We start from the raw sequence: 12,027 nt of genomic DNA on the forward strand, positions 1-12,027 counted from the left end.
TTTGTGCTTGACATATGTTCACACGTCGCGCAGGATGAGGTGCACCACATACCAACGGAGGTACCAGGTGCTTCACTCGATCCCGGAGCAGATGCAGGCGGTTGTCGTCCACGGCCCGAAGGACTATCGACTGGAAACGGTCGACGTCCCCAGCCCGGGGCCCGGCGATCTGCTGATGAAGGTCGAGGCGGTCGGGGTCTGCGCCAGCGACCTGAAGTGCTGGCACGGCGCGGCGAAGTTCTGGGGTGACGACAACCGGCCGACCTACGTGCAGACCGGGATCATCCCCGGGCACGAGTTCGTCGGGTCGGTCGTCGCCGGTGACGAGGCGGGCCTCGCGCAGCACGGCGTGGCGCTCGGCGACCGGGTGACCTGCGAGCAGATCGTGCCCTGCGAGGAGTGCCGGTACTGCCGTCGCGGTGAGTACTGGATGTGCGCGCCGCACGACATGTTCGGCTTCCGCAACTTCAACGGCGCGATGGCGCAGTACGTCCTGGTGCCGACCCGGGCCAGGGTGCACAAGATTTCAGCCGAGCTGAAGGCGCACCACGCGGCGTTCGTCGAGCCGCTGTCCTGCGCGCTGCACGCGGTGGAACGGGCGAACATCAAGTTCGGCGACGTCGTCGTGGTCGCCGGGTGCGGTCCCATCGGCCTCGGGCTGATCGCGGGCGCCCGGCAGAAGAACCCGATGACCCTGGTCGCGTTGGACCTCGACGACAACAAGCTCGAGCTGGGCCGTCGGTGCGGCGCGGACGTGGTGCTGAACATCAGCAAGGTCGACGCGGTCGCCGAGATCAAGAAGATGACCGACGGCTACGGTGCCGACGTCTACCTGGAGGGCACCGGGCACCCGTCGGCCGTCGGCCAGGGCCTCAACCTGCTGCGCAAGCTCGGCACCTACGTCGAGTACTCGGTGTTCGGCTCGGACGTCACGGTCGACTGGTCGATCATCTCCGACGACAAGGAGCTCGACGTCCTCGGTGCGCACCTGGGCCCGAACTGCTGGCCCGCCGCGGTGAAGATGCTGGAGAACGGCGCGGTCCCGGTGAACGACATCTGCACCCACCAGCTCGGACTCGCCGACTTCCAGAAGGCTCTCGACCTGGTGGCCGACGCCGGAGGGTCGTCGGTCAAGGTCTCGATCCTCCCGAACGCGTGAATCAGATGACCACGACGCAGCCAGAGACGTTCCTCGACCGCATCGGCATCCCGCACACCCTACGCTGGGGTTTCGTCGCGGTGCTGATCTTCATGACCGGCAACGGCACCGAGTCCAACTTCATCGCACCGCACATGACCACGGTGCTGACCAGCCCGGCGAGCACCGTCGCCACGATCATCTCCCTGTACGGCATCGCGGTACTGGTCGGCAGCTACCTGTCCGGTGCGCTGTCCGACCTGTGGGGGCCACGCAGGGTGATGGCGCTCGGCGCCGCCGTGTGGATCGTGTTCGAAGTGTTGTTCCTGGTCAGCCTTGCCATCGGCAGCCTGCCGCTGGTGTTCCTGACCTACTTCCTGCGCGGCTTCGGCTACCCGCTGTTCGCGTTCAGCTTCCTGGTGTGGATCAACATCACCACGCCGGTGGAGCGCAACGGCGTCGCGGTCGGCTGGTTCTACGTCATGTTCACCGGTGGTCTGCCGACGCTGGGTTCGCTGTTCGCGCTCGGCATGATCCCCGCGTTCGGCGGCGGCTCCGCCGGTGAGACCGCCGCGATGATCGGCTCGATCGCGCTCGTCGTGATCGGCTTCCTGGTCGCCCGGTTCGCGGTCCGGGACCCTCGTGGCGCCCGACGGATCGCGCCGCCGGGTGAGACGGCGGCGCAGGTGCTGACCGCGGGGCTGCGCCTGACCGTCAAGCAGCCGAAAATCCTGATGGGCTTCCTCGTCCGGTTGATCAACACCGCGCCGCAGTACGGCATGTTCGTCATCCTGCCCGCCGTGATCGCCGACGACCTCGGCTGGGGCCAGGCCAGGTGGCTCACCATGACGGTGTTCGTCTACGCGACGAACATCCTGGTCAACGCCCTGTTCGGCGCTGTCGGCGACCGCTGGGGCTGGCGGCGCACGGTGCGCTGGTTCGGTGTGTTCGGCTCCGCCGTCGGGCTGCTGGCCTGGTGGTACGTGCCGCACCTGGTGCCGGCCGGCTCGACGTGGGGCTTCTGGGTCTCGACCGCCGCCGGCTGCGTGTTCGGCTGCCTGCTGGCCGGGTTCGTGCCGATGGGCGCGATCATGCCGGCGCTCGCGCCGGAGCACAAAGGCGCCGCGATGGCCATGTACACCACCGCGGCGGGCGGCGCGGCGTTCCTCGGTGCGGCCGTCGTCGCGGTCGTGCTGGCGCTCGGCCTGGGCAACGTCGGTGTCGTGTGGGCGTTCGTCCTGCTCTACGGCACCGCGTTCGTGATGGTCGGCGCACTCAAGGTCCCCGAGGACGAGCAACGGCACGCGACGATCGGGAGGAACCAGTCATGACCACGATCTTCGACGACCCGGCCACCTTCTCCGAGGACCAACTGACCGGCTTCCTCGACCTCTACTCCGACCGACTGCGCGGCGTGCCCGGCGGCGTGGTCTCACACCGCGCCGAGCAGCCGCAGGTAGCCGTCGTGATCGGCGGCGGCTCCGGGCACTACCCGGCGTTCTGCGGCACGGTCGGCCCCGGCCTGGCCACCGGAGCGGTGGTCGGCAACATCTTCACCTCACCGTCGGCCGCGCAGGCCTACTCGGTCGGCAAGGCCGCCGACCAGGGCCGGGGCGTGATCTTCAGCTTCGGCAACTACGCGGGCGACATCATGAACTTCGGCATCGCCGCACAGCGGCTGCGCGCCGAAGGCATCGACACCCGCATCGTGGTGGTCACCGACGACATCGCCTCGGCGGACACCCCCACCCAGCGGCGCGGCATCGCGGGCGACTTCACCGTGTTCAAGGTGCTCGGCGCGGCCGCGGCGGAAGGCCACGACCTGGACACCGTCGAACGGCTCGGGAACGCGGCCAACGACGCGACCCGGACCCTGGGTGTCGCGTTCTCCGGCTGCACGATGCCCGGCGCGGACCAGCCGCTGTTCACCGTTCCGGACGGGCACCTCGGCCTCGGCCTCGGGATCCACGGTGAGCCGGGGATCCGCGACATGCCGATGCTGCCCGCGTCCGAACTGGCGACGCTGCTGGTCGAGCGGGTACTCGCGGCCGCGCCGGACGGTGCTGGCACGACGGTCGGCGCGGTGCTCAACGGGCTGGGCAGCACGAAGTACGAGGAGCTGTTCCTGCTGTGGGGCATCGTCGCCGGACAGCTGCGGGAACGCGGCTACCGGATCGTCGACGCCGAGGTCGGCGAGCTGGTCACCAGCCTGGACATGGGCGGCTGTTCGCTCACCCTGATGTGGCTGGACGAGGACCTGGAACGGCTGTGGCGGGCCGATGCGTACACGCCCGCCTACCGCAAGTCCGCCGCTCCCATGCACGGGCTGCGCTCGTCGGCGGGCGAGGACACCTCGGACGTCGAAGTGGTGGTGCCCCCGGCGACCGCGGCCGCACGCGAGCTGGCGACCGGAGTGCGCGCCGTGCTCGCGGAGGTCAAGAGGACAGTCGTGGAGAACGAACAGGAGCTCGGCCGGATCGACGCGGTCGCCGGCGACGGCGACCACGGCCGGGGCATGGTGAAAGGCGCGTCGGCGGCGGTACGCCGGGCGGAGGCGACCACGCCGGACGCGGGCGCGGCCTTCCTGCTGCAACGCGTCGGGCAGGCCTGGGCCGAGGAGGCCGGCGGCACGTCCGGCGTCCTGTGGGGCGCGGCCCTGGAGTCGTTCGGCCGCAGCCTCGGCGACGAACGCGACCGGTACACCGACGCCGACGTGGTGGCCGGGACGCGGGCTTTCGCCGACGCGATCGTCGACCTTGGCAGGGCCTCACGCGGCGACAAGACCCTCCTCGACGCACTGCTGCCGTTCGTCGACGAGCTGGAGACCGCCGTCGGCTCCGGCACCGCACTCGGTCCGGCCTGCACCGCCGCCGCCGAGGTCGCGGTGCGCGCTGCCGAGGCGACGAAGGAGCTGCGACCCCAGGTCGGACGCGCCCGGCCGCTCGCCGAGAAGAGCGTCGGCACACCCGACGCCGGCGCCACCTCGATGGCCCTGATCGCCACCGCGATCGCGAACCTACTCAACGACCAGGAGCGACCCTGATGCTGCGCATGGTGATCGGCGCCGACGACGCCGGCTACGACTACAAGGAGAAGATCAAGGCGGACCTACTGGCCGACGACCGGGTCACCGAGGTGATCGACGTCGGGGTCCGTTCCGACGGACACACCGCCTACCCGGAGATCGCCGTCCAAGCCGCGGAACTGGTCGCGCGCGGCGAAGCCGACCGGGCCGTGCTGGTCTGCGGCACCGGTCTCGGCGTGGCGATCTCGGCCAACAAGGTCCCCGGCATCCGCGCGGTCACCGCGCACGACTCGTTCTCCGTCGAACGGTCCGTGCTGAGCAACGACGCCCAGGTGCTGTGCATGGGCCAGCGGGTCATCGGCCTGGAGCTGGCACGTCGCCTGGTCACCGAATGGCTCGGCTACACGTTCGACCCGAGCAGCGCCTCCGCGGCCAAGCTGGACACCCTGAGCCGCTACGAGGAAGGTAATCTGGCTGGCTTTTCCGGCGGGCCCCCGCGCGTCTGAAGTTTCCGGCAGGGACCCCACTCCGCTTCGCTCCGGGGGCCCGCAACCGGAAACTTCGGCGGCTGCGCCGGTCGCTTCGCTCCGGCTTCGCTGCCGTTGCTTGACGCGCGCTTGTCTGGTTGCGTTTTGCTTCGCCTGTTGCGTTTTTTGCAGTGCTTCGCACTGAACCCCCTTCGGGGAGACTCGCGGAGCGGAGCCCGCCTGGCGGAGCTTTGGTCGACCTCGCAGACTTTGGTGTTGGGTCGCAGACGCTGCAGCCTTTGCGATGGGACAGGAGAGTCTGCGAAGTCGTGCGCGCGAGGTGTACGGGTGCGGGGCGGTCTGCTCAGGCGGGTGCACAGTTCGGGTGGGGGTGAACTGTTGTGGCCGTAGCGTTGCGGGCATGGCTGGGGATGCTGATCTGGCGCGGGTCGCCGCGCTGATGGCCGACCGGGGGCGAGCGGCGATCCTGCTCGTGCTGTTGGGCGGGCGGCCGCAGTCCGCGTCCGCGCTGGCCGATGCCGCCGGGATGTCCCGGCCGTCCGCGAGCGGGCACCTGCGCAAGCTGGTCGACGGCGGGCTCCTGGTGGTCGAACCGGTCGGGCGCCGCAAGCTGTACCGGCTGGCCACCGCCGTCGGCGACGCGGTGGAGGGGCTGCTGCTGGTGGCGCCGCCCGCCGAGGTCACGTCACTGCGCACCGCACTGCGGGGAGACAACCTGCGCCGCGCCCGGATGTGTTACGACCACCTGGCCGGCACGGTCGGGGTCGCGGTCGCGGAAGCGCTGGTCGGCAGGGGCTTCCTGGTCGAGGACGACGGTTCGTACCGGGTGAGCCCCGACGGCGTGCGCGGTCTGAGCGCCGTGGGCATCGAGGTCGACGCGCTGGATCGCGGCGGACGCCCGCTCGCGCGCCGCTGCATGGACTGGAGCGAACGGCGCTACCACCTCGCCGGCAGCCTCGGCGCGGCGCTGATGTCCCGGTTCGTCGAACTGCGCTGGCTGCGCCTGCACGAAGCGAGCCGCGTGGTCAGCCTGACACCGGACGGACGCCAGGGCCTGGCCACCTGGCTGGAGCGGGAGGTCGCATGAAGGTACTGGCGTTCGACATCTTCGGCACCACGGTCGACTGGCGCACCGGGGTCGCCGAGCAGGTCGCCGACATCGCGGTACGACACGGCGTCGAGCTCGACGCCGGCCGGTTCACCGACGAATGGCGCGACCGCTACCTGCCGTCGATGGGCCGGGTCAACCGGGGCGAGCGCGACTGGGCCTACCTCGACACGCTGCACCGCGAGACCCTCGACGAGCTGCTGGTCGCCCGGAACCTCGACGGGTTGTTCGACGAGGAGACGCGGTGGGAGCTGGTGCGGACCTGGCACCGGCTGCCGGCCTGGCCGGACGCGGTGGAGGGGCTGACCCGGATCCGCGCGCGCTACCCGGTGGCGGCGCTGTCCAACGGCGGGTTCGCGCTGATGACCGGCCTGATCAAGGCGGCCGGTCTGCCGTTCGACTGCATCCTGTCCGCCGAGCTGGCCAAGGCGTACAAACCGGACCCCCGCCCGTACCGCACGACAGCCGCGCTGCTCGACGTGCCGCCGGAGGAGGTCCTGATGGTCGCCTGCCACAACTGGGACCTCGACGGCGCCCAGGCGGCCGGCCTGCGCACCGCGTTCGTCGAACGCCCCCGGGAGAAGGGCCCGCACCGGACCGCCGACCGCTCCACCCCCGGGCGCGACCACTCGGTCGCCAGCTTCACCGACCTCGCCACCATCCTCGACTGCTGACTCACGGGTTGTGCGGGGGTGGCTGGTTGAGGGTGTGCTTGGCGAAGAACGCCATGATGATCGGTGTCGCGTTCAGGACCGTCGGCTTGTCCGAGTCCAGGTTCGGGTGGGTGCTCGGCCAGTCGTGGCCAAGGCCCTCGATCCGGTAGTGGATCAGGTCTGCCTTGCAGCCGGGCCACTCGCTGATCTTGACGACGTCGTCGTGCTCGGCGCGGACCGAGGGCGGCTCGCCGCAGCCGTTGCGCTGTGCCCACGCGGTCAGCCAGTCGGGGATCGACGGCAGCCCCTTCTTCGCCGACCCCTGGTAGGGGATCGTTTCGTCGGCGGTGCCGTGGAAGTCGAGGATCGGCGTGGGCCGGACCGGGTTGCACGGGCCGCCGACGGCGTAGAACGCACCGGACACCGGGGCGAACGCGGCGAACCGGTCCGACATCCGGCAGGCGAGGGTGCCGACGAAACCGCCGCCGTTGGACTTGCCGGTCGCGTAGATCCGCGACGGGTCGACGCACAGGTCCTTCTCCAGCTGGTCGAGCAGATCGCCGGTGAACCGCACGTCGTCGGCCGGCGCCGAATAAGGCGCGCCGGTCCAGGCGGTCTCGCCGTCCGTGCCGACCAGACCCTGCGGGTACACAGCGATCACGTTCTGGGTGGAGAACTCCGACAGCTTCTCCTGGTACGCCGACGTGCGCTTGTGGCCGTGGAACGACAGCACGAGCGGCGCCGCGGTGTCCTGCTGGTAGCTCGGCGGAAGGTGCACCGTGTAGGTGCGGCTCAGGCCGCCGGACTCGACGGTGCGCTGCACGGTCTGATCGGTCGGAATCTGGGTGGCGTGGCCGCATCCCGCCGAACGGGGCCCCGCCGAGGCCGAGGACTCGGCGGGGGACCCGCAGGCGGTGAGCAGCGCGGCGGCCAGCACGACACCGGCCGCACGCACTGCCCGACTCATCGTGCGCCCGCCAGCTCCGGCTCGGCGTGGACCGACCCCAGCTGGCTGGCTTCGTCGAACGGGTCGTGGCCGGCGAAGACCGCCTGGGACCGGGCCCGGTCGAACTCGCCGGTCCAGCTGCCGATCAGGACGGTGGCCACGGCGTTGCCCGCGAAGTTGGTCAGCGCGCGGGCTTCGGACATGAATCGGTCGATACCCAGGATGAACCCGACACCGTCGACCAGGTCGGGCCGGTGCGACTGCAGCCCACCGGCCAGTGTGGCGATACCGGCACCGCTGACCCCGGCCGCGCCCTTCGCGGCGATGATCATGAAGAGCAGTAGTCCGATCTGCTCGCCGACCGACAGCGGCTTGCCCTGCGCGGACGCCACGAACAGTGTCGCCATCGTGAGATAGATCGCGGTGCCGTCCAGGTTGAACGAGTAGCCGGTCGGCACCGTGATGCCGACGACCGAGCGGCTGACCCCGAGGTGCTCCATCTTGGCGATCAGCCGGGGCAGCGCCGACTCCGACGACGAGGTCGACAGGATCAGCAGGAACTCCCGGCCCAGGTAGCGCAGCAGGCTGAACACGCTGACCCGCGCGCCGATCCAGAGGATCGCGCCGAGTACCACGAACACGAACACCGCGCAGGTGACGTAGAAGCCGAACATGAGCGTGGCCAGGCTGGTCAGTGCGTCCCAGCCGGTCGCACCGACGACCGCCGCGATCGCGCCGAACGCGCCGATCGGGGCCGCCCACATGATCATCGCCAGGATGCGGAAGATCCAGCGCTGGATGTGTTCCACGCCGCGCCGGATCGGGTCACCGGACGGTCCGAGCTTCTGCAGCGCGAAGCCGGCGAGCAGCGCCACCAGCAGCGTCTGCAGTACCGACTCCGAGGTCAGTGCCGACAGGATCGTGTCCGGGATGATGCTCTGCAGGAACTCGACGGTCCCCTTGCTGCCCTCGACCTGCTTGTGGATGCTGTCGAGCGAGGTCGGGGTCAGTTTCAGACCCTCGCCCGCGTGCACCAGGTTGCCCACGACCAGCCCGATGGCCAGCGCGAACGTCGACATCACCATGAAGTAGACGAGCGCGATGATGCCGACCTTGCCGACCTGCGCTGCCTTGGCCACCGAACCGATGCCCAGCACGATCGTGCAGAAGATGATCGGCGAGATCATCATCTTGATCAGGTTGACGAAGCCGGTGCCCAGCGGCGCGAGCTGCTTGGCGAAGCCGGGGGCCAGGAAGCCGACGATGATGCCGAGGATGACGGCGGCGATCACCGCGATGTAGAGGTAGTGGGTCCGGTCCCGGGAAGCCCGGGACGGTACTGCAGTGTCGGACGTCGGCACCGTTGCCTCCTACTGGAGTGTTCCCGCGCGCATCGTTGGCGCGGCGCTGGGGCAAACTATCCAGTGCGGGGTGAACCAGGTCACCATTGTGTTCATAGAGTTACCTGGTGCGTGGTCCACGGTGGCGTTGGAGCTTGGCCCGACAGTTTCTCCTGGTGCAGTTGGTGGGACTGGGTGTGCTGGTGGCGGTGGGGGGCGTTCTGGCGTACCTCAACGCCGCCGACACCGTCAACGACCGGGCACGCAACCGAGCTCTCGCCGTGGCCAGAACCATCGCCGACACCCCGAGCGTGCTGACCGACGTGACCGGCCCGAACCCGACCGCGCTCCTGCAACCCTTCGCCGAGCGGGTGCGCGGCGACGCGGGAGTCGACTTCGTGACGATCATGAACCTGGACGGGATCCGCTTCACCCACCCGAACCCGGAGCTGATCGGCGAGGAGTTCATCGGCAACACCGCCGCCGCGCGCGCCGGTGGTGTCGTGACCGAGACCTACACCGGCAGCCTCGGACCGTCGATCCGTGCGGTCGTTCCGGTGTTCGACGCCGGGCACCGGGTCACGGCGATGGTCGCGGTGGGCATCACGGTGAACACGATCTCCGCCGACCTCGCCGGACGGCTGGTGTCGCTGATCGTCGCCGCGGCGGCGATGCTGCTGGTCGGTGGCGTCGGCAGTTTCCTGATCAGCAGGCGGTTGAGCAGACAGACGCAGGGTCTGGCACCCGCCGAGCTGAGCAGGGTGTTCGCCTCCTACGAGGCGACGCTGCACGCGGTGCGCGAGGGGCTGGTGCTCGTCGACGCGGACAGCCGCGTCGTGTTGTGCAACGACGGTGCCCGTGATCTCCTGGGGCTGACCGAGTCTCCGGTCGGCGCGCTGGTCAGCGATCTAGGACTGGCCGCTCCGTTGGCGGAGGCGCTCGCGGCTGGTGAGGCGAGGCTGGACGAGATTCACGTGACCGACACCCGAGTGGTCGTGCTGAACAGTGCCACGGTGCGAAGCGACGGTGTGGACGGCAACGTCGTGACCTTGCGCGACCACACCGACCTTCAGCTGCTCAGCGGCGAGCTGGACACGACCCGGGGGCTCGCCGAGTCGCTGCACGCCCAGGCGCACGAGTCCGCGAACCGGCTGCACACGGTGGTGTCGCTGGTCGAGATGGGGCGAACCCAGGAGGCCGTCGAGTTCGCCACCGCCGAGCTCACCCTGGCCCAGCAGCTGACCGACCGGGTGGTGGGCGCCGTGGCTGAACCGGTGCTCGCCGCGCTCCTGCTCGGCAAGGCGGCCGAGGCCAGTGAACGCGGCGTCGAGCTGGTGTTCACCGATGACACCGCGCTGGACGACACCCGGGGCATCGAGCCGCGCGCACTGGTCACGATCCTCGGCAACCTGATCGACAACGCCATGGATGCCGCGATCGAGGGGCTGGCCGACGGCAGGCCGAAGGTGATCGTGACGGTCCGGGTCGACGGCACGGAGCTGCTCCTGCGGGTCGCCGACACGGGCCGCGGCGTGCCGGAGGAAGCGCGGGCCGAGGTGTTCCGGCGGGGTTTCTCGACCAAACCGCACGATGGCCCCGCCGGGCGAGGGCTCGGGCTGGCGCTGGTCGGGCAGGCGGTGCGCAGCAATCGGGGCACGATCGAGCTGGACCGTGACCACGGCGCGGTGTTCACCGTCCGGCTGCCGATCAGCGACGAGGCGAGCCGATGATCAGGGTGCTGGTGGTCGAGGACGACCCGGTGGTCGCCGAGGTGCACCGCGAGTACGTGCAGCGCATTGAGGGCTTCACCGTGACGGCGGTGGTCCACAACGGCGCCGACGCGCTGCGCTGCTGCGAACGCGAGGACATCGACCTGGTGCTGCTCGACTTCTACTTACCGGACACCCACGGGCTCGCGGTGTGCCGCGCACTGCGGACGCGGTCCCGCCACGTCGACGTCATCGCGGTGACCTCGGCGCGAGACCTGTCACTGGTCAAGGCCGCGGTGTCGCTCGGCGTGGTGCAGTACCTGCTGAAGCCGTTCACGTTCGGCTCGCTGCGGGACAAGCTGGAGCGCTACCGGCAGTTCCGTGACAGCGTCGGTCTCGCGGCGGACCAGGCTGAGGTCGACCGCGCACTGGCCGGCCTGCGCGCCCCGGCGCAGGCCACCTTGCCGAAGGGCATGAGCGGACCGACCCTCACCGCGATCAAGGCAGCACTGGCGAAGCACACGGAGGGCTTGTCCGCCGCCGCGACGGCCGAGGCCACCGGCGTCGCGAGGGTGACCGCCCGCCGCTACCTGGAGTACCTGGCGGACAACGGCCAGGCGACCCGGGTGCCGCGCTACGGCTCGGTCGGCCGCCCCGAGGTCTGGTACGTGGACGCGCGAGCAGGTCGATGACTCCGACGACGCGCGACGTGGCGGAACTGAACGGCGTCGAGGTGAGCCAGGACCAGCTCAAGGCTCTGGCGCTGATCAACTACGGGCACTTCACCTCGTTCCGGGTGGAGGAGAACCTGCGGGTACGGGGCCTGTCGCTGCATCTGCTCCGGTTGGCGACCGACTGCAGACGGCTGTTCGACACCGAACTGGACACCGATCACATCCGCTACCTGGTGCGTCGTGTCGTGGCCGGCCCGGCGGTCGTCCGGGTCACCGTGTTCGACCCGTCGCTCGACCTCGGCCACCCTGGGGCCGACACGCGACCACAGGCATTGGTGACCACCCGAACGTCCGCCGCTTCGGCTGTCGCGCCGCTGCGCCTCCGGTCGGTCCGGCATGTTCGAGACCTGCCCGAGGTGAAGCACGTGGGCCTGTTCGGCACAATCTGGCAGCGCCGCCAGGCCCAGCGCGCCGGTTTCGACGACGTCCTGTTCATCGGCTCGGACGGCACCGTCTGCGAGGCCGCCACGTCGAATGTGGGCGTCGTCCTCGGCGGCCGGGTGGTGTGGCCCCAGGCCGAGTGGCTCCCCGGTGTCACGATGCGGTTGCTCATCGAATCCGGTGGTGGTGACTTCCGCGGCGTCACCCTGGAGCAGCTGCCCGAGGTAGAGGCGGTGTTCGCGACCAACGCGGCCGTGGGTGTACGCCCCGTCAGCGTGGTCGACGGCATCAGTTGGCCCGTCGACCATCCCCGGGTGAGTGCTCTGGCGCAGCGGTACGCCGAAATCCGGCCGGAACCGCTGTGATCATCAGTAGACGCGCGTGGGTCTTCGTCTCGCTGTTTGGGTGGGGTCGAGCCATTTCGGTGGGATGAATTCGGGCCATCCGTCTCGGATGGTGACGGTCCATCCGCTGGTGTGGATCATGCGGTGGTGTTGTTTGCACA

At 69.9% G+C, this 12,027-nt stretch carries 11 protein-coding genes; 9 read left to right on the forward strand and 2 right to left on the reverse strand.

Annotated elements, in window-relative coordinates:
* The first annotated feature begins 67 nt into the window (after window positions 1-67).
* The 6 genes from G406_RS0121520 (at window position 68) to G406_RS0121545 (ending at window position 6,433) form a co-directional block, all read left to right on the forward strand.
* Entirely contained in the window at window positions 68-1,159 is a 1,092-nt protein-coding gene (locus G406_RS0121520) for an alcohol dehydrogenase catalytic domain-containing protein (protein ID WP_156935054.1), read from the forward strand.
* Between the two features lie 5 nt (window positions 1,160-1,164).
* Window positions 1,165-2,469, forward strand: a complete 1,305-nt coding sequence (locus G406_RS0121525; RefSeq protein WP_028935398.1) for an RbtT/DalT/CsbX family MFS transporter — start codon at window positions 1,165-1,167, stop codon at window positions 2,467-2,469.
* Window positions 2,466-4,181, forward strand: coding sequence for a dihydroxyacetone kinase family protein (locus G406_RS0121530; protein WP_028935399.1), 1,716 nt, complete (start codon window positions 2,466-2,468; stop codon window positions 4,179-4,181). Before G406_RS0121525 ends, G406_RS0121530 begins: the two co-directional genes overlap by 4 nt.
* Complete coding sequence (locus G406_RS0121535; RefSeq protein ID WP_037077795.1) at window positions 4,181-4,669, forward strand: ribose-5-phosphate isomerase; 489 nt, start codon at window positions 4,181-4,183, stop codon at window positions 4,667-4,669. Before G406_RS0121530 ends, G406_RS0121535 begins: the two co-directional genes overlap by 1 nt.
* 382 nt (window positions 4,670-5,051) lie before the next feature.
* Window positions 5,052-5,738, forward strand: coding sequence for an ArsR/SmtB family transcription factor (locus tag G406_RS0121540; protein ID WP_028935401.1), 687 nt, complete (start codon window positions 5,052-5,054; stop codon window positions 5,736-5,738).
* The gene (locus G406_RS0121545) at window positions 5,735-6,433 is read left to right on the forward strand and encodes a haloacid dehalogenase type II (RefSeq protein WP_037077802.1); all 699 of its coding nucleotides are present in this window, start codon (window positions 5,735-5,737) and stop codon (window positions 6,431-6,433) included. The genes G406_RS0121540 and G406_RS0121545 overlap by 4 nt, the downstream gene beginning before the upstream one ends.
* 1 nt (window position 6,434) lies before the next feature.
* Here G406_RS0121545 and G406_RS0121550 read toward each other — a convergent pair whose 3' ends face one another.
* Complete coding sequence (locus G406_RS0121550; protein WP_028935402.1) at window positions 6,435-7,379, reverse strand: CE1 family esterase; 945 nt, start codon at window positions 7,377-7,379, stop codon at window positions 6,435-6,437.
* The gene (locus tag G406_RS0121555) at window positions 7,376-8,719 is read right to left on the reverse strand and encodes a cation:dicarboxylate symporter family transporter (protein WP_028935403.1); all 1,344 of its coding nucleotides are present in this window, start codon (window positions 8,717-8,719) and stop codon (window positions 7,376-7,378) included. The genes G406_RS0121550 and G406_RS0121555 overlap by 4 nt, the downstream gene beginning before the upstream one ends.
* A 107-nt stretch (window positions 8,720-8,826) precedes the next feature.
* Here G406_RS0121555 and G406_RS0121560 point away from each other — a divergent pair, with 107 nt between their 5' ends.
* The 3 genes from G406_RS0121560 to G406_RS0121570 are packed head-to-tail and all read left to right on the forward strand — an operon-like array spanning window position 8,827 to window position 11,887.
* Window positions 8,827-10,428 carry an ATP-binding protein gene (locus tag G406_RS0121560; RefSeq protein ID WP_037077810.1) on the forward strand — a complete coding sequence of 534 codons (1,602 nt, stop codon included), beginning with the start codon at window positions 8,827-8,829 and terminating at the stop codon, window positions 10,426-10,428.
* Complete coding sequence (locus tag G406_RS0121565; protein WP_028935405.1) at window positions 10,425-11,099, forward strand: response regulator; 675 nt, start codon at window positions 10,425-10,427, stop codon at window positions 11,097-11,099. Before G406_RS0121560 ends, G406_RS0121565 begins: the two co-directional genes overlap by 4 nt.
* On the forward strand, window positions 11,096-11,887 hold the full coding sequence (locus G406_RS0121570; protein ID WP_156935055.1) for an aminotransferase class IV: 792 nt from the start codon (window positions 11,096-11,098) through the stop codon (window positions 11,885-11,887). Before G406_RS0121565 ends, G406_RS0121570 begins: the two co-directional genes overlap by 4 nt.
* Window positions 11,888-12,027 lie beyond the last annotated feature (140 nt).

The organism is Actinospineispora spinosispora DSM 44797 (genome assembly GCF_000429025.1).
In the GTDB taxonomy this organism is placed as follows: domain Bacteria; phylum Actinomycetota; class Actinomycetes; order Mycobacteriales; family Pseudonocardiaceae; genus Pseudonocardia; species Pseudonocardia spinosispora.

Coding starts and splice junctions, on each gene's coding strand:
- G406_RS0121525 (WP_028935398.1), top strand. CDS start 1,165: ATGACCACGACGCAGCCAGAGACGTTCCTCGACCGCATCGGCATCCCG.
- G406_RS0121530 (WP_028935399.1), top strand. CDS start 2,466: ATGACCACGATCTTCGACGACCCGGCCACCTTCTCCGAGGACCAACTG.
- G406_RS0121535 (WP_037077795.1), top strand. CDS start 4,181: ATGCTGCGCATGGTGATCGGCGCCGACGACGCCGGCTACGACTACAAG.
- G406_RS0121540 (WP_028935401.1), top strand. CDS start 5,052: ATGGCTGGGGATGCTGATCTGGCGCGGGTCGCCGCGCTGATGGCCGAC.
- G406_RS0121545 (WP_037077802.1), top strand. CDS start 5,735: ATGAAGGTACTGGCGTTCGACATCTTCGGCACCACGGTCGACTGGCGC.
- G406_RS0121550 (WP_028935402.1), bottom strand. CDS start 7,379: ATGAGTCGGGCAGTGCGTGCGGCCGGTGTCGTGCTGGCCGCCGCGCTG.
- G406_RS0121565 (WP_028935405.1), top strand. CDS start 10,425: ATGATCAGGGTGCTGGTGGTCGAGGACGACCCGGTGGTCGCCGAGGTG.
- G406_RS0121570 (WP_156935055.1), top strand. CDS start 11,096: ATGACTCCGACGACGCGCGACGTGGCGGAACTGAACGGCGTCGAGGTG.